Below are 17,423 nucleotides of genomic sequence, written 5' to 3'. Positions count from 1 at the left end.
ATGTTAGCGCAGGTGCCACAACCGTTGGTCTATGCCGAAGCCTTGCTGACGCAGTACGCCACCCTGTCCCGGACAGGAAACGACAGTACGTTACTGAGTGACTTTGTGCGTGGATTGGCCGAACTCAGCGGCTGTGAGCTGACGCAGTTATACCTGCTGGACGCCACCCACACTTGCCTGAGAATGAACGCCGAGTGCCTGAACGGCATATTGCAGTCCCGAGAAGCGGTGAGCCTCACGACGGACTACAAAGGCGAACAACTGTTGCAATTCTCTTTGTGCCAGAACCGAACGGTGTACCTCAGCGAGCTGGGCAGCAGCCTGTACGAAACCGCCTTCCTGCCGAACCTGGCCACGCCCTGGCAGTCGTTGTTGTGTGTGCCTCTGGTCAATCAGCAAGCGGCCGTCGAAGGCGTGTTGCTGTGCGCCAGTCATCGACCTGTCGAGTTACAAGGCTTCGCTGAATCACTTGGGCAACTTGGGGGATTCGTGCTGGGACAATTGCGCCTGTTACAAGGGTTTCGTCGACCCAATGGTCCTGCATATCGCGCACCAGTCAGCACACCAAATCCCAGCGTTTTTGGCTTGATCGGAAAGAGTCTCGCAATGCGTCGAACCTGCTCGTTGATCAGCAAAGTCCTGCACAGTCCTTACACAGTGCTGCTGTGCGGCGAGACGGGCACCGGAAAAGAAGTCGTGGCGCGGGCGATTCACGATGGCGGGCCACGACGCTCCAAGGCGTTCATTGTGCAGAACTGCGCAGCGTTTCCCGAGAATCTGCTTGAAAGTGAACTGTTCGGCTACCGCAAAGGTGCGTTCACCGGCGCCGATCGCGACCGCGCCGGACTATTCGATGCTGCCAATGGCGGCACCTTGTTGCTGGATGAAATCGGTGACATGCCGTTATCGCTGCAAGCCAAATTGCTGCGGGTATTGCAGGAAGGCGAAATTCGTCCGTTGGGCTCCAACGACACCCATCTAATCGATGTACGCATCATTGCTGCAACGCATCGCGATTTATCGGCATTGGTCAGCGAGGGCAAGTTTCGCGAGGACCTGTATTACCGGCTTGCGCAATTTCCGATCGAGTTGCCGGCGTTACGACAGCGCGAAGGCGACCTCCTCGATCTGGCCCGGCACTTTGCCGACAAGGCCTGCACTTTTCTGAAGCGCGAAGCGGTGCAATGGTCCGATGCAGCATTGAATCAACTGTCCTGTTACCCCTTTCCCGGAAACGTGCGCGAACTCAAATGCGTGGTGGAGCGGGCCGTGTTGTTGTGCGAGGGCGACGAGTTGCTAGCCGAGCATTTTTCCTTGCGCATGGCCGCCATGCCCGAGTGCAACAGCCTGAAGTTGCGCGAACGTTTGAAGCAAATCGAGCGCGGATTGCTACTCGACTGCCTGCGCAAGAGTAACGGTAACCAAACACTCGCGGCCCGGGAGTTGGGCTTGCCACGTCGTACGCTGCTGTATCGACTTGGGCGCTTGAACATCACTTCGGGTGATTTCAATGCTTAGGACTCCGACCGTCGATTCCGTTCTTTTCGGGCCTTTTTGCACTGCCGGAAAAGGCCCGCGTGAGGCCTGCTTTTTACACCTGGGAGATCCTCTGATGCCTGTACGTCCCTGGCAAGCTGTTGTGCTGATCGTCGTCGTTCTGGCCAGTCTCGGCGGCTGTAGCGCTAACTATAAATTCAACGACAACGCCTACCGCCCATTGGGTGACCCGCAGGCGGCCCATCGCGGCAAGTGACTGCAAGGAGGTTTACCGTGGAACTGGTTTTCGAAATGCTGAACGCCCGGCAGTTTGTGCCTACAGCGTTATGCCGCAAGACGTTCAACACTACGGGTGGAGCAATAGGCCGTGGTGAAGGCTGCGACTGGGTTATCCCCGACCGAAAGCGTCATTTGTCCAACCATCACGCGATGGTCAGCTATCACAATGGTCGGTTTTTCCTGACTGACACAAGCAACAATGGAATCCTGGAAGGCGCCAGCGGCAATCGCTTGCCAAAAGGTGAGCCGGTGCCGATCGAACACGGCAGTGTCTTTGTGTTGGGAGACTTCGAAGTCCATGCTCGTCTTAGCGGCGAACCGGTCATTTTCGATGGTCAAGCAGGCGCTCGGAAAGCGGCCGTAAACATCATCCCGGATGAAGTTTTCCTTGATCTTGAACCTCTGAATTCCTTCAAGGAGCAGGGGAGTGTTCGTTCGGAAATCGATAGATTGACCTCTCCAGAAGCCGTGGGAAATAGCCCGGAGCAGTGTGCCGACTTTGCACGAATCGACAGGGAAAACCTGATCGTGCCGGAGCTGATAACGGTCCCGGTCGCATCGGAACCAGTTCCGATGGTCAATGCCCTGGAGTGTCAAAGAGAGGGCTTCTGGGATGACTTCGCCGCGGCGCTGGGTGTGGACATCGAGGCGCTGGATCTTGAGTCCCGCGAAGCCCTGGCATTGAATGCGGCACGCTTGCTCAAGCACAGCATCGAAGGCTTGCAGCAGAGTCTGCACACCCTTTCAGAACTGAAAAGCGAACTGCATTTGGCTGTCGTCCCAGACAACCAAAAAAATCCTCTCAAGTTCGCCTCTAGCGCTGGAGAGGCGCTGGATCTTTTGTTGCTGGGCGACAACGCCGGGCCGTTGTCCGACCAGCAGCTTGTCTACAGCGCATTCTGCGATTTGCAGGCGCATCAGGTGGCATTGGTTTCTGCCTGCCGTGCCTCTGTTCGCGGCGCTCTAGAGCACTTTTCACCGCAGCAACTGGCCTTGCGTTTCGAGCGCGACAACTGGTCGTTGGTATCTGATTTTGGTAGCCGCTGGAGAGCCTTCGGCCGGTATCACCAGGCGCTGCGTGAGAACGACGACTGGATCGAGCGCCTGCTGACCGGAGAGTTTGCCCAAGCCTACGAGGAACAATCTCGGCTGATTTCCACCCTCCACAAATACCACCAAGGATGTTGAGAATGTCTCACCGCCTGATCGTATTCACTCGAATGCTCCTGACGTTTGGGATGCTGGTGTTGTTGACCGGTTGCTCAACGCTGTCGCCCTATTCGCGCGTTACAAAACTCAATCTGGTGCTGACTGCCAGCAACCAGTTGAATCCAGATCTGAACGGACGGCCTTCACCAATTGTGGTGCGCCTGTTCGAGCTCAAGCACCCGGTAGCCTTCGAAAACGCGGATTTCTTTAGCCTGTATGAGCGCGCCCGGCAATCTCTGGCGGCGGATCTGGTGGCCAGTGAAGAGTTGGAGTTGCGTCCAGGTGAAACCCTTGAGCTGAAACTCAGCATGGAGAAGGGGAGCCGTTATGTTGGCGTTCTTGCGGGTTACCGAAATTTGTCGGAAAGCAAATGGCGTCACACCGTGAAAATCACACCAATGGAAGTGACGGACATAAGACTGACTTTCGATCAGACCGGTATTCGCAACAGTCACGATACAAGCGTCAAGGCGGACCACTGATCATGAGTATTCATAAAGTCATTTGGCAGGAAGGTATGTTGCTGCGCCCACAGCACTTCCAACACAACGATCGTTTTTATGATCATCAAATGAGGATTCGCACCCAGTTGCTGGGCAGTTACACCTGGGGTTTTTTTAGCCTGGAAGTCGATCTGCAGTTTCTCAATACGGGCAAAGTGGTGGTCAGCCAGGCTTCAGGTGTTCTTCCGGATGGCAGTCTGTTCGAACTTGGCAGCAACAGCGGGCCATTGGCTTTGGATATACCGCCCACCACCGGCGGTAAATCGATCTACCTGGCATTGCCGTTGGTGACAGGCAATCACATCGAGTCTCGTCGCCCGGAGCAATCCGATGTGCTGGCGCGTTACACGGCATACGAAACGAATGTCGCGGACTCCAATGCCGGTGACGACTCCGCCCGCCAGATCAGTTGTGGTCGGCCAGATTTCAAGTTATTGCTCGGAGAACAGCAGAGCGATCTTTCTTTTGTAATGCTGAAAGTCTGCGAGGTACTCGACACCACACCCGATGGCGTAGTCAGACTCAATTCAGACTTCGTACCGACTTACATTCAGGTGCATTCCTCCCAGTACCTGTTGTCGTGTTTGAAAGAAGTGATCAGCATGCTGAGCCATCGAGGCGACACTATCGCCGAGCGGATTCGCTCCAACGGTAAGGTCGGTGGCGCGGAAGTCGGCGATTTCATGATGCTGCAACTGATCAACCGCACTGAACTGCTGCTGCGCCACTACCTTGGTCTGGAGCAGGTTCACCCCCACGAGTTGTATCGCACGCTGCTGACGATGCTGGGTGAGTTGGCGACCTTCTCCAGCGAAAGCAAGCGTCCGCGCCTGGACAACCGATATCAGCACAGCGATCAAGGTGCGAGCTTTCGAAAACTGATGGAGGCCATCCGCCAAGTGCTATCGATGGTGCTCGAACAGCACGCCACCGAACTGAGCCTGCAACCGCGTGAGTACGGGATCATTGTCTCGCCATTGCATGACCACAAACTGCTGGACTCGGCATCGTTCGTGCTGGCAGTCAGTGCCGATTGCGATTCCGAGGAGCTGCGCCATCGTTTGCCGGCGCATCTCAAAGTGGGTCCGGTAGAACACATTCGCCAATTGGTTAACTTGCATCTGCCGGGCATCAAGATCAAACCGTTGCCCGTGGCTCCACGGCAAATCGCCTTTCACGCCAACAAAACCTATTTCATCCTTGAGCTCAGTTCTGAAGACCAGGCGCAACTCCAGCGCTCCGGTGGCTTTGCTTTTCACGTGTCCGGCGAGTTCGCCGGGCTTGAGGTGAAATTCTGGGCCATCAGGAACTGACCGAAATGATCAAGGATACGGAATACCATCAGGACGATAAAACGGTGTTGCTCGATCGGCAGGGGAGCGGACCGGTGTCGGGTGCGCTGACCGATTCTGACGCACCGCCGCGATTCGAACAGCTGGAAGAGCGGATGATCTTTGCCGCCCATCTGCGCCCGACCGAGGTGTTGAACATCAGCCTTAACGCTTTGGTAGACGCGGCGTCCGATTTACTGTCGGAAGTGGTGCGGCTAAAGCACAGCGATACCCGCGAGGATTTGTCGGTGCTACACGCCCGTTTAACCTCGGCACTCAAACTGTTTGAAGCGCAGGCCTTGCACAGTGGAATCGAAGAAAGCCAGGTGATGACTGCGCGCTATTTACTTTGCACCGTGGTCGACGAAGCGGTGGTGACCACCCCGTGGGGCAGTAGCAGTGATTGGTCGCAAATGAGCCTGTTGAGTCGTGTCCACAATGAAACGTTCGGCGGCGAGAGGTTCTTCAAACTGCTTGAGCAGTTGTCAAAGAACCCGGTCAAACACCTGCCTTTACTGGAGTTGATTTACCTGTGCCTGGCCCTCGGTTTCGAGGGCAAATATCGCGTGCAAGGCCGTGGCGTGCTCGAGCTTGAAGACATGCGCGATGCGCTGTACCGACAGATTCGCCAATTGCGCGGCGATGTTTCTCGCGAACTTTCGCCGCATTGGGAAGGCTTGAGTGATCAGCGTCGTAACCGGGTTCGCATTGTGCCGGCGTGGACGCTGGCGACATTCACTTTCGTTGGTCTGCTGACAATGTATTCGGTTTTTTCCTGGGTATTGGCAGAGCAACGCGAGTCTATTTTGCAGGCGTACCAGCCTGTTTCTGCGGTCGAAGCGCCGGCGCCATAAACAGGGAAGTGGGATGAAAAAGTTCTTGAAGAAAACCGGTGTATTGCTTCGGCAAACCTGGGTCTGGACCTTGTTGCTGGTGCTGTTTTTGGTGCAGTTGGTGTGGTTCGTCGGGCCATTTTTTGCGGTCAATGATTACAAGGTTTGGGAGAAAGCAACCTCTCGCCTGATGACCATCAGCATGCTGTTTCTGCTTTGGGGGCTGAGCATGGTTTTCGTCAGCTGGCGCAACGTTCCGGGCAGGGATAACGTTGGAACAAACGAGGGTGGTCACGACCGTATCCGTCGAGCGACGTTGATCAAAAATGAACAGACAGAGTTGAAGGCACGCTTCACCGAAGCGCTGAAAACTCAGCGTACATCGAATCTGTATCGAGACCATGGTGAACGCTGGCGCAGCGAACTGCCGTGGTACTTGATGATGGGGTCTCAGGGCTGCGGCAAGAGCAGTCTGCTGGACTTTTCGGGGCTGGATTTGCCGCTCAACAAAATTGAGCGCAAACCGACTCGCGACACCCACGGCACCCAATATTGCGACTGGTACTTTGCCGAACAGGGTGTGCTGATTGAGACTGCCGGTCGCTACCTGATGCAGCCGGATGCAGAAGTCGACGCTCATGCATGGGGCACCTTGCTCGAATTGCTGCGCAAACGCCGTGGTCATCGTCCCTTGAACGGCGTGTTGGTAGTCATTGAGGTTGAAACTCTCATCGATGGCACTGAGGAAAGTTTGGGTAGGCTGGCGGATCAGGTGCGCACCCGACTGCATGAGGTGCATCAGGCGCTTCGCGTCGATGTACCGATCTACCTGATTCTGAGCAAGGCGGACCGTCTGCTTGGTTTTGACGAGTTCTTTGATCAACTGACCCGCGAAGAATGTGAACAGGTGCTGGGCGCAACTTTTCGCAAGAATCAGAATGGCTCTGACGCGGCTGTTTTACGCAATGAATTCGAGGAGTTGCTGCGCCGCCTCAACAGTCAGGTAATCATGCGCATGCATCAGGAGCGCAACAGTCAGCGCCGTGGCCGAATTTTCGACTTCCCACATCGACTTGGACAGCTTGGTGGGCGCTTGTCTCTGTTTGTTGACATGGCGTTTACCGGTAATCGATATCAGCATGCCAGCCAGTTGCGCGGTTTCTACCTGACCAGTGCACCGCAAGTGACTCCGCAGTTGGACTCAACTGCCGCCGTCATTGGCACCCCTCCGGGCGTGAATGCCGGCAAGTTGCCGAGCCTGCGAAGTGGCCGGTCGCGGTTTATCCATCATTTGCTCAGTCGGGTGATCTTTCCGGAGGCGGATCTGGCCAGCCTGGACAAGCATGAACGCAGTCGTATCCATTGGGGGCAGCGTGCGATGTACGCCGGCGCCCTGGTTTCACTAGGCCTGTTCGGATTGCTGTGGGCGAGTAGCTACTCGGCCAACTATGATCGCCTGGAAAATGTGCGTTCTCTGGCGCAAGGCTGGGCTCAACACCGCTCGGTATTGACCGCAAGTGATGATGTCATGGTTGCGCTCAAGACCCTCGATACAGCCTACGCGGCGACCCTGTCGTTTCCGGAAAAAGGCCATGTGTCGCTACATGAACGTGTCGGGTTGTATCAGGGGGCGGACGTAAATCCGGTGGTTGACGAGGCCTATGAGGGGGAGCTGGCAACCCTGCTGCTGCCTCGGGTCGCGGCCCTGCTGGAAGGACAGATTCGCAGCAGTTTGAACGATCGCGAAAAGCTGCTTAACAGCGTGCGTGCCTATCTGATGTTGAACATGAATGAGCACCGCGATACAGCGTGGCTCAAGGACTGGGTTGCCACCGACTGGTCCCAGCGTTACGTGGGTAGCACGAGCTTGCAGAATGGTCTGAACATGCACCTCGAGCACTTACTGAAACAGCCATTTGTCTATCCGCTGAACGAGGAACTGGTCATTCGGGCTCGTCAGGTATTACGCAGCGAATCCATGGCAACCGTTGTTTACCGGGAACTCCGTGAACAGGCTCGCAACCTGCCGCAGTACCGTCTCAGCCACCATCTTGGTCCACACTCTTCGGGTCTCATCAACACTGACTACATGATTCCCGGCTTCTATACCCGCCAGGGTTATGAACAGTATTTTTCGGTTCAAGGCGCAGCATTGGTCACTGCCACGTTGCGTGACAACTGGGTGTTGGGTGAAGGCTCTGGCATCAGTGGCGCTGACCTGCCTCGTCTGATGGTGGAGCTGGAGCAGCTGTACTTCCGTGACTATGCCTCCCACTGGAGTGAGGCGATCAGAAAAGTTGCCTTGCCGCCGATGGAAAGTATTGCGCGCGCGGCTGAACAGTTGGCGGGGCTGACTTCGGCCAGTTCACCGTTACTGCATCTCTTAGTGCAGGTGCGAGATAACACGCGTTTTCCGGCGGTCGGGGATAGTGTCGCGCAAGTGCTGGATACGGTTGCAACACCGAATGTGAAACCAGGCAAACTGGCGACCGTCGCTATGGACAAAGTTGCAGGTTTGGCGAAGATCAAACCGGCGATCGAGAATGCAAAAAGATCCCTGCAGCGCCGCTTCGAACCGCTGCATCGACTTCTGGACGATAACAATGGCCCTGCTGCCGATTTAATTTTGGTGCTGAACGCGCTGAACGACCTGCAACTTCAATTGGTCAGCCTGGCTCGCGCAAGCGCACCAGAGCAGATTGCGTTCGAAATGGCCAAAGCTCGAATGAGCGGAAAACCCGATGCCTTGAGCAGCCTGCACAATGCCTCAAGTCGCCTGCCAGGTGCGGCGGCTGGGTGGTTCAACGTGCTGGCCGATGATAGTTGGCGCTTACTGCTCGGTGATGCCTATCTGTATCTCAATCAGCGTTATCAACAAGAACTTTACAGTGTCTACGGCAGGACGATCAGCAAGCGTTATCCTTTCAATGCCCACAGCTCCAGCGACGTAGCGATCAGCGATTTCCGCGATTTCTTCAAGGCGCAGGGTGTCGCCGAGCGCTTTTTCGATACCTATATGCGTCCGTTCGTCAGCGGTGACCCCGGTCACTACCGGTTGCGCAGTATCGATGGTCGAAGCTTGCCGATTTCCAGGGGTTACCTCGACCAGATGTCTGCCGCTCGGGTGATCCGCCAGAGCTTTTTCTCCCTCAACCCCGCCGAACCACAAGTGCAATTCAAGCTGGAGCCGTACACCCTGGATTCAACGGTCAGCCGTTCTGAATTTACGTTCGGTGAAAAAAATCTCGAGTACCGCCATGGCCCAATCGTGCCCATGTTTTTCCAGTGGCCGAGTGATGCAGAAGAGGGTAGAGCCAGTCTGGTGATGGACAAAATGGCAGGTCGTCCAGTGGGTATTGAAAAAAATGCTGGTCCCTGGTCACTGTTCCGACTGTTCGATCTCATGCAAACCGAGTACCTGACCGGTCGTGACGTGTTCGTGCTTAAAGCCGACGTGGGTGGACTGAGGGCCAACTATCTTTTGACTAACCAAGGTGCATCAAACCCGTTCGACATGGATGTATTGCGTACCTTCCGAATGCCCATGCAACTGTGATGCTATGACCCCTACCTGGCGCAGTGCAGCGCGTACCGATCCAGGGAGAGTTCGGACGCGCAACGAAGATGCTTTCCTGGATTGCCCGCAGCAGGGGCTATGGGTGGTCGCGGATGGCATGGGCGGTCATACGGGAGGTGATATCGCCAGCCAGTTGATCGTCACCAGCCTCGCCGAATTGCCATTTCCCAATGATTTCGATGAACGCCTCAAAGGTATACGTCAGTGTCTGCACTGGCTCAACCGTCGTTTGGGGCAGGAGTTGACGGTCACTGCCGCGAGCAGGGACAGCATTATGGGGAGTACCGTGGTGGCATTGCTGGTGGAAGGCCATCGCGCAGCCTGCATCTGGGCGGGCGACAGTCGTTGCTATCTGTGGCGCGGGCAGCGGCTGTACCAGCTGTCCAGGGATCATTCGTTGCAGCAGCAATTGATCGATGAACAACGGATGAGTATCGCTCAGGCTCGTGTACATCCATCTGCCCAGGCTCTGACCCGTGCAGTTGGGGCAATGGAACATCTGAGGCTGGATGTGCTCGAGCTGAAGGTGCACCCGGGTGATATGTTTTTGCTGTGCAGCGACGGGTTGTACCAAGACTTGAGCATTGAAACGCTTGGTAGTGCCATGAGCCTGAGTACGCCGCAGGTGGTGTTGGAGCGGTTGTTCAAAGATGCATTGCGTGGTGCTGCTCGAGACAACCTGACTGCCGTGGTGATCCGTCAGTGAGCCAACTCAAGTTGCCATTCGATGATGCTTCGCCGTGCGAATCACAAACAAGTAGCCTGACTTACTTTGCCTTCTCCAGCTCAAGCAGGAGCGAACCTTCGTTATCGCCAACAAAGTCTCAAGTAGGGGAAATGCCGGAGGTGCTCGCAGGTCGTTATCGAATCGAGCGTTTGCTGGGGGCGGGCGGAATGGGCAAGGTTTATCGGGCAAGGGATTTGTTGGGCGAGCAATTCAATGATCCTGACCCATACATCGCCTTGAAAGTTCTCAGCGATGACTTTGCCGAATCACCGGACGCCAGCGCCTTGCTGTTCAGCGAATTTGCCCTGACGCGGCGACTGCACCATGAAAACATTGTGCGCGTGCACAGCTTTGGAGTGGACACGGACTGTAAGCGCGCCTTTTTTACCATGGAACTCATGCGTGGTCTGACTTTGGACAAACTGCTCTGCGAGCGGCCACTCGGAATGCCGTGGAAAGAGTTGCGCTGCGTGGTGTTGTCGCTGCTCGATGCTCTAGCCAGTGCTCACGCTGCCGGTGTACTTCACGGCGACATAAAACCCGGCAACGTGATGCTCAGCGATGAACGTATACGCCTCTTTGACTTCGGCCTCGGTCAAGCGCAAGACGGGACGTTATCCGGATTACCCCATTTGAGTCGCGAGCGCTTCAACGCCTGGACGCCGGGGTATGCCGCCCCCGAACTGTTGGATGGTGAGTCGTTATCGGCCAGTGCGGACATCTACGGTGTTGCCTGTATGGTCTATGAGCTGGCGTGTGGAAGGCATCCATTTCATCGCTTGTCCTCGACCCTTGCTCGCGAGCAACGTTTGGATCGCCACCTTCAGGCGCCCAGGCATCTACCGTCGCATTGTTGGCCTGCCTTGCGCACAGCGCTGGCGTTACACGCGACTCAGCGCATGATCAGCGCCAGTGAGCTGGCTGAAGCAATGCGCGTCAAACCGTCCTGGCTGCACAGACTAGCATTTCGCTAGCGCGATGTTCGTGACTTGGTAGTCATCATGCAAGAAAACAACTTCATCGTCTTCTAACATATCGAGATAGTGGCGTTATCAAGCGAAGTCGATACACTGCCCCGGCCGTTCATTTTTCTCTTGAGGCTGTGCGCATGAAATTTCGTTTTCTGCTGTGGATGCTGGGGTTGTTGATGGGTAAGGCCAGCCGGTCCAATCCGGCGTTTCAGCAGCAGTTGGGTGACAAGGATCTGGTGTTTCAACTGCAGACCCAGGACGGGAAAGTGGCGCGACAATTTCGGGTGAAGGATCAGCGCATCACCAGTCAGTCCGGCGTACATGCCGAGCCTGCGTTCGCGATTGCCTTTAAAGATGCCGCGTATGGCTTCGCCACGATGCAGGCGAAGAACAAGCAGTTGGCGTTCATGACGGGGATTCAGGACAAGTCGATTCAGATCAAGGGTAACCCCGCGCTGGTGATCTGGTTCCAGGGGCTGACCAAGTATTTGAAGCCGAACAAGGCCAAGCCTAAGGCTTGAGGTTTTTAACTAGCCCTCGGGATTCTCGTCGCCGAAGGGGGGCGGCTCTAGTTGTCCGATTCCGGAGGCTCGCGGTTAGCGATAGTTTGAGCCCGGTATGTCTTGTAGATCTGCTGGACTTCCGGGTTATCCAGGCTTTCGTAGGTGATGCCTTCCTTGTCCAGGCCGTCCAGGCCTCTGATGCTGCTGATGGTCGCTGGCCACTCGTCTCGACTGGCGATATCGACTACGAACGGTTTCAGGTAATGATCGAGATGCCTCTCGCGAGGTTCTCGAATCTCGTCACTGAGTGCGCGCAGGTAGTCGTCTTTGGTTGATTTTGACCAGTCGATCGCGAACCGGGCCCGATAGCAGAGTTCCATGAAGACCAAGAGGATCGTGCGCCCATTGCCGTCGAGGAACGGGTGTGCGAACGCTAACTGGCCCATCACTTCGCCAGGGCGATCTCTGAAACGCTGATGGTTTGCCGCCAGCGCTAGCGCATAGTCGACGGACATCTTGATGGCGTTCGGGTGCTCAAAGACAGTGGCACGCGGATCGCCGTGCAAGCCTTTGAAGACTGCCAGATGAGGGACCAGTTCGTTCCGGTCTTTTCCTGCCCAGGGATAAAAGCCGGAGAAGAGGATTTCATGAACGTGGAGCACTGACTTGTAATCGATGGGGTTCTTTTTGGCCAAGTAGGCCAAAGCGTCTTCGATGCTCAGTTCGAATGCAAAATGCTCTGACTCTTTGACGTCAGTGGGATCTTTGAGCTGTAGCGAATTTTGAAGGTAGCCGGCCGTTTCGAAATCGCCGAAAGGATCAAACGTCATGCGCTGCGTTTCTTCGAGCGCCTCTCCTGAAGATAACGCCCTTGGAGCGCCAAGGCTTCTGACTTGCTCAGTGCGCCTTTTTTCTTGAGATTGACGAGCAGCTGTTCAACGCCATCCAGCACGACGATATCACCGGCCAGGCAAGTAATGGTCACGGCCATACGACTCATGCCGTCGGGTTCGGCAGTGATCTTGTGGTCCTTGGCAAGCTTGCGGACTTGACTTGCAACACTGACAGCCGCTGTTTGGGTCATCGGAAAGCCCTCTGTTTGCGCTCAAATCATAGCAGCGCGCATGCTTTCTGTCGTCGCTGGCTCGTCGGCCAACGCGCTCATGATTGGGATTCAGGGCAAGTCGATTCAGATCAAGGGCAACCCGGCGCGGGTGATCGGGTTCCAGCGGCTGACCCAGTATTCGAAGTCGAAGCTGGCCAAGCCCAAGGCTTGAGGTCTTTCAGTTAAACCGCGTTGGTTTCATCGCGGGCAAGCCCGCACCCACAGGGATCATTTGAATCCTGTAGGCGTAAGCGTGCTCGCGATTGCTTTTAGGCCTGTGAGAACTGCGAAGCGAGTTCGCGCAGCAGCACTTCGGCTTCGAGCACTTTGCTGACCACGTCTTCGGCTTTGGCGCGGGTCAGGCCGAGGCGTTCGAGCAGGGCGTCCGGGATGTCTTCGTCCGGGCCGGAGCCGATGCCACGGCTGCGCAGCAGGCGCACGGACAGGCACACCAGGTTCGGGTATTCGGCGAAGTCGCCGTCGTAGGCCGGGTCGTGCTGGAAGCGCAGGGCGGTGGCCAGTTCTTCGGGCATGTCCCAGAAGCGCATCAGCCACGAGCCGATCTGTTCACGGCTGATGCCCAGCAGGTGTTGCTCGATGTAGCTGTGGCACAGGTGCGGGTTGACCTCCAGGTGGCGGCAGATCAGCGAGAAGTGCGGCGGGAACACGTGGGCCAGCAGCAAGTAGCCGAAGTTGTGCAGCAGGCCGGCCAGGTAGGTCAGGCCGGCTTCCGGACGCTGGGCGCGCGGCATGGCGCGGGTCAGGCCTTCGATGACGGCGGCGGTGTAGATCGATTGCTGCCAGTACGGCGTGGAGTGTTGCGGGTGGTCCTTGGGCAGGCTCAGGGTTTTGCCCAGGGCCAGGCCCAGCGCGAGGTTGATCACCAGATCGAAACCCAGCACACGCACGATGGCGTCTTCCACCGAACGAATCTTGCCCGGTGAGGCGTAGTACGGCGACGCCGCCCAGCTCACCACTTGTGCCGCCAGCGCCGGGTCGGTTTCGACCACGCCGGTGATGTCGTCGATGGTGGCGTTGGGGTCGACACGCAGCTTGATGATTTTTTGCGCGGTTTCGGCCAGCGGCGGGATTTCGATGGTCGCTTCCAGGCGCTGCTGTATGCGTCGTGCGGTGAACGCTTGAACGGCTTGGGTGATTTCCTGGCGGTCGTCATCGGGACGGTCGAGGTTCGGCCGAATGCTGGTCAGGTTTTCGCCGAAGTTGGCGGCGCTGGCCTTGGTCAGCATGGTCTTGAAATCTTCGCTGGCGATTTCCAGCAGCACGCCCGGCTCGCCCGAGTTGACCAGCAATTTCGGTTCGCGCAGCAGGCTTTCGTCGTACAGGCAGGGTGCGCTGGTCAGCGCCGGCAGGCCCGGCAGCAGGCTGAGGTTGTGCTTGCCGAGCATTTTGACCAGGCGCTCGTTCGGCACCGCCGTGAGGCGGCGACCGGTGAGTTCGGTCAGGCGATTGAGGTCCAGCAATTGGCTCTGCGGGAACAACACCATCAGCGCACCAACGCTATCATCGAGCAGAACAGCCTGGACCTTGCGCGCGGCGTTGAGGCCGTGATGGTCGAGGACTTCTTCGTGGGCAATGCCCAGCTTGCCCAGCATCAGCCGAATGACCGACGGAGCGTGCGGGGAAGCAGGTGCGAGGGCAACTTCGGTCATGGTCTGTATCCGGACTAAAACAATTGCGGGAGTATAACCAGCTTGATTAGCGCCATGCTTCAGAAACTGAGGCGGTGCTCACACTTGACCGTATTGCTGCCCATGGCGCAACCAGCGGTCAAGTAGCGGGCTGACGTGGTCCGGCCAGCGCTCCAGCAAGGCTTGGGCAGCGTCGCGCACGGCGGGCAGCAAGTCGGCGTCACGCATCAGGTCGGCGACTTTGAATTGCAGCAGACCGGTTTGCCGTGTGCCGAGCATTTCACCGGGGCCGCGCAGTTCGAGGTCTTTTTCGGCGATGACAAAACCGTCGTTGGTTTCGCGCATGATGCCCAAGCGCTGACGGCCGATCTGCGACAGCGGCGGATGGTAGAGCAGCACGCAATGGCTGGCTGCACTGCCCCGACCGACACGGCCGCGCAACTGGTGCAGCTGCGCCAGACCCAGGCGCTCGGGGTTTTCGATGATCATCAGGCTGGCGTTGGGCACGTCCACGCCGACTTCGATCACGGTGGTTGCCACCAGCAGTTGCAGGTTGCCGGCCTTGAATTCGGCCATCACGGCGGCTTTTTCCACAGGCTTCATGCGGCCGTGGATCAGCCCGACTTTCAGCTCGCCGAGGGCGGCAGTCAGGTCTTCGTAAGTGGTTTCCGCTGCCTGGCAGGTCAGCTCTTCGGACTCTTCAATCAGCGTGCACACCCAATAGGCCTGACGCCCTTCGGCACACGCGCTGCGCACCCGCTCGATGACTTCGACACGCCGGGTGTCGGTGATCAGCACGGTGTTGACGGGGGTCCGGCCGGGCGGCAATTCGTCGAGGATCGAGGTGTCGAGATCGGCGTAGGCGCTCATCGCCAGCGTACGCGGGATCGGGGTGGCGGTCATGATCAACTGGTGCGGACACATACGTCCGCCGACGCCTTTTTGCCGCAGTGCCAAGCGCTGTTGCACGCCGAAACGATGCTGCTCGTCGATGATCACCAGTGCCAGGTTCTTGAACTGCACTTCGTCCTGGAACAGTGCGTGGGTGCCGACCACCATCGGCGTGCCGCTGGCGATTTGCTCCAGCGCCGCGACGCGGTTCTTGCCCTTGAGCTTGCCGGCCAGCCATGCGACTTCGATACCCAGCGGTTCGAGCCAACGCTTGAAGGTGATGAAGTGCTGCTCGGCGAGGATCTCGGTGGGCGCCATCAATGCGACTTGATAGCCGGCCTCCAAAGCCTGAAGCGCGGCGAGGGCGGCGACCACGGTTTTACCCGCGCCTACGTCACCTTGAATCAACCGCAGCATGGGCTCGTGCTGGCTCAGGTCGTAGGCGATTTCGTTGCCGACCCGATGCTGGGCGCCGGTCGGACTGAAACCGAGGTTGGCCAGGTATTTGGCCGGTAGCCGCGTGGCTTTCGGCATGGCGGGCGCGCGCAGGGAACGCATGCTTTCGCGCAGGCGCTGCTGCGACAGTTGATGGGTCAGCAGTTCCTCGAACGCCAGGCGGTGTTGCGCCCAGTGATGCCCGAGGGCCAGTTCATCGACGTCGGCATCGGCGGGCGGGTTGTGCAGGTAGCGGATCGCGTCGGCCAGTGGCGCCAATTGATAGTCCCGGGCCAGCTCCTTGGGCAGCCAGTCGGGCAGGCTGCTTGGGCCGAGCAGGGTGAGGGTCTGCATGCACAGCTGGCGCAGGCGTTGTTGGGTCAGGCCCTCGGTCAGCGGGTAGACCGGGGTCAGTGTTTCATCCACGGGCGGCGGTTCGTCGCCGGTGATGGCGCGGTATTCCGGGTGGTAGATCTCCAGCCCCGAAGCGCCGGGCCGGGCCTCGCCGTAGCAGCGAACCCGCGTGCCGCGTTTCAGGCCTTCTTTCTGCGCGTTGCTGAAATGGTAGAAGCGCAGGCTGAGCCCACCGGTGCCATCCTGCAGCCGAACCACGAGGCTGCGACGACGGCCCATGACCACATCGGCACCGCTGACGGTGCCTTCGACCACGGCGTCCTGCCCCGGCCGCAAATGGCCGATCGGCACCACGCGAGTGCGATCCTGATAACGCAGCGGCAGATGAAACAGTACGTCCTGGAGGTTCTCCAGGCCGACCTTGGCCAGTTTCTCGGCCATGGCATCGCCGACACCCTTGAGTGCCGTCACCGACACTTGCGACAACTCGCTCATGACCGCTGCTTAGCCCGCAGCGACCTGTGCCGCTGGCTTGGCCACCGAACACAGGCGAATGGAGTCAGCGAGGATTTCAATCGCCTTCGGACGCGGGAAGCTCGCACGCCAGGCAATCGCTACGGTGCGGAACGGCACCGGTGCCGAGAGTGGGCGCACTTCGATCACGCCGGGGGCGTAGTGATGGCTGTCGACTGCCGACAACGGCAGGATCGAGATGCCGAGACCGGACGCGACCATGTGGCGAATGGTTTCCAGGGAGCTGGATTCCACGGTGGTGTGTTTGGCGCCGTCGTGGCCCTTGGCCAGGGTCGGGCAGGCTTCGAGCACCTGATCGCGGAAACAGTGACCTTCGCCGAGCAAAAGCAGGCTCTTGTCGTTGAGCAGGCTGGCGTCGATGGATTCCTTTTGTGTCCACGGGTGCTGGGCTGGCATCAGCACGTAGAACGGCTCGTCGTAGAGCTGCAAGGTCAACACGTCGGCTTCATTGAACGGCAAGGCGATGATGATCGCGTCGAGTTCGCCGTTGCGCAGTTTGTCGCGCAACACGTGGGTAAAGTTTTCTTCGATGTACAACGGCATCTGCGGGGCGACCCGGTGCAGTTGTGGAATCAGATGCGGGAACAGGTACGGGCCGACGGTATAGATTGCGCCGACTTTCAGCGGGGCGGTCAGCTGGTTCTTGCCGGCCTGAGCCAGTTCGCGGATGCCTTGGGCCTGCTCCAGCACTTTTTGCGCCTGGGCCACGATGCCTTCACCGACCGGGGTCAGGCGCACGGCGCTTTTGCTGCGCTCGAAAATCAGCACACCGAGTTCGTCTTCAAGCTTTTTCACGCCCACCGACAGGGTTGGCTGGCTGACGTGGCAACGCTCGGCCGCGTGGCCGAAATGCTGCTCTTGGGCGAGGGTAACGATGTAGCGTAATTCTGTGAGGGTCATAGCAAGCGTCCATGAAGTTGCGGGCCAAGCATAACGGCTGCAATCGATAGACGCACGTTATCAGACGTAATTGGATGGACTCGCCCACGCCGAGGCGTCAATGCGCCACGGTGGCAGTCTAAGAA

15 protein-coding genes and 1 pseudogene are annotated in these 17,423 nt (G+C 57.9%); 11 read left to right on the top strand and 5 right to left on the bottom strand.

The features are described 5' to 3' along the window. The 10 genes from QYH43_RS26095 to QYH43_RS26050 all read left to right on the top strand — a co-directional run bounded on the left by QYH43_RS26095 (position 1) and on the right by QYH43_RS26050 (position 11,448). The gene (locus QYH43_RS26095) at positions 1 to 1,518 is read left to right on the top strand and encodes a sigma-54-dependent Fis family transcriptional regulator (RefSeq protein WP_301158438.1); all 1,518 of its coding nucleotides are present in this window, start codon (positions 1 to 3) and stop codon (positions 1,516 to 1,518) included. 94 nt (positions 1,519 to 1,612) lie between these two features. Further along, a complete protein-coding gene (locus QYH43_RS26090) occupies positions 1,613 to 1,753 on the top strand; it encodes a type VI secretion protein (protein WP_301158429.1) in 141 nt (46 codons plus the stop codon). A 17-nt stretch (positions 1,754 to 1,770) separates the two neighbouring features. Further along, positions 1,771 to 2,964 carry a type VI secretion system-associated FHA domain protein TagH gene (tagH, locus tag QYH43_RS26085; RefSeq protein WP_301158428.1) on the top strand — a complete coding sequence of 398 codons (1,194 nt, stop codon included), beginning with the start codon at positions 1,771 to 1,773 and terminating at the stop codon, positions 2,962 to 2,964. A 2-nt stretch (positions 2,965 to 2,966) separates the two neighbouring features. Beyond that, the gene (gene tssJ, locus QYH43_RS26080) at positions 2,967 to 3,467 is read left to right on the top strand and encodes a type VI secretion system lipoprotein TssJ (RefSeq protein ID WP_301158427.1); all 501 of its coding nucleotides are present in this window, start codon (positions 2,967 to 2,969) and stop codon (positions 3,465 to 3,467) included. A 2-nt stretch (positions 3,468 to 3,469) separates the two neighbouring features. Continuing rightward, positions 3,470 to 4,801 carry a type VI secretion system baseplate subunit TssK gene (gene tssK / locus QYH43_RS26075; RefSeq protein ID WP_301158426.1) on the top strand — a complete coding sequence of 444 codons (1,332 nt, stop codon included), beginning with the start codon at positions 3,470 to 3,472 and terminating at the stop codon, positions 4,799 to 4,801. A gap of 5 nt (positions 4,802 to 4,806) precedes the next feature. Continuing rightward, on the top strand, positions 4,807 to 5,673 hold the full coding sequence (icmH, locus tag QYH43_RS26070) for a type IVB secretion system protein IcmH/DotU (protein WP_301158424.1): 867 nt from the start codon (positions 4,807 to 4,809) through the stop codon (positions 5,671 to 5,673). Between the two features lie 13 nt (positions 5,674 to 5,686). Continuing rightward, positions 5,687 to 9,208, top strand: a complete 3,522-nt coding sequence (gene tssM / locus QYH43_RS26065; RefSeq protein WP_301158422.1) for a type VI secretion system membrane subunit TssM — start codon at positions 5,687 to 5,689, stop codon at positions 9,206 to 9,208. A 4-nt stretch (positions 9,209 to 9,212) separates the two neighbouring features. Beyond that, positions 9,213 to 9,935 carry a PP2C family serine/threonine-protein phosphatase gene (locus tag QYH43_RS26060; protein WP_301158420.1) on the top strand — a complete coding sequence of 241 codons (723 nt, stop codon included), beginning with the start codon at positions 9,213 to 9,215 and terminating at the stop codon, positions 9,933 to 9,935. Next, entirely contained in the window at positions 9,932 to 10,930 is a 999-nt protein-coding gene (locus QYH43_RS26055) for a serine/threonine-protein kinase (RefSeq protein WP_301158419.1), read from the top strand. The genes QYH43_RS26060 and QYH43_RS26055 overlap by 4 nt, the downstream gene beginning before the upstream one ends. 134 nt (positions 10,931 to 11,064) lie before the next feature. After that, positions 11,065 to 11,448: a helicase gene (locus QYH43_RS26050; protein ID WP_301158417.1), complete on the top strand. Its 384-nt coding sequence runs from the start codon at positions 11,065 to 11,067 to the stop codon at positions 11,446 to 11,448. 47 nt (positions 11,449 to 11,495) lie between these two features. Here the strand turns inward: QYH43_RS26050 and QYH43_RS26045 are convergent, their stop codons facing one another. Continuing rightward, positions 11,496 to 12,260 carry a Fic family protein gene (locus QYH43_RS26045; RefSeq protein WP_095057669.1) on the bottom strand — a complete coding sequence of 255 codons (765 nt, stop codon included), beginning with the start codon at positions 12,258 to 12,260 and terminating at the stop codon, positions 11,496 to 11,498. Next, positions 12,257 to 12,514 carry a hypothetical protein gene (locus tag QYH43_RS26040; protein ID WP_095057668.1) on the bottom strand — a complete coding sequence of 86 codons (258 nt, stop codon included), beginning with the start codon at positions 12,512 to 12,514 and terminating at the stop codon, positions 12,257 to 12,259. Before QYH43_RS26040 ends, QYH43_RS26045 begins: the two co-directional genes overlap by 4 nt. Before the next feature lie 73 nt (positions 12,515 to 12,587). Here QYH43_RS26040 and QYH43_RS26035 point away from each other — a divergent pair. Then, positions 12,588 to 12,707: pseudogene (locus QYH43_RS26035) on the top strand (helicase); the annotation flags it as partial. Positions 12,708 to 12,804: 97 nt separating this feature from the next. Here the strand turns inward: QYH43_RS26035 and QYH43_RS26030 are convergent. The 3 genes from QYH43_RS26030 to QYH43_RS26020 all read right to left on the bottom strand — a co-directional run bounded on the left by QYH43_RS26030 (position 12,805) and on the right by QYH43_RS26020 (position 17,298). Continuing rightward, positions 12,805 to 14,205, bottom strand: a complete 1,401-nt coding sequence (locus QYH43_RS26030; RefSeq protein WP_095057666.1) for an aminoacyl-tRNA deacylase and HDOD domain-containing protein — start codon at positions 14,203 to 14,205, stop codon at positions 12,805 to 12,807. Positions 14,206 to 14,283: 78 nt separating this feature from the next. After that, positions 14,284 to 16,359, bottom strand: coding sequence for an ATP-dependent DNA helicase RecG (recG, locus tag QYH43_RS26025; protein ID WP_095152944.1), 2,076 nt, complete (start codon positions 16,357 to 16,359; stop codon positions 14,284 to 14,286). A gap of 9 nt (positions 16,360 to 16,368) precedes the next feature. Continuing rightward, positions 16,369 to 17,298, bottom strand: coding sequence for a hydrogen peroxide-inducible genes activator (locus QYH43_RS26020; RefSeq protein ID WP_095057664.1), 930 nt, complete (start codon positions 17,296 to 17,298; stop codon positions 16,369 to 16,371). Positions 17,299 to 17,423: the final 125 nt, after the last annotated feature.

Origin of the sequence: Pseudomonas sp. C32 (assembly GCF_030417915.1) — a bacterium.
Lineage (GTDB): Bacteria > Pseudomonadota > Gammaproteobacteria > Pseudomonadales > Pseudomonadaceae > Aquipseudomonas.
This window is presented reverse-complemented; position numbering and strand designations above follow the sequence as displayed.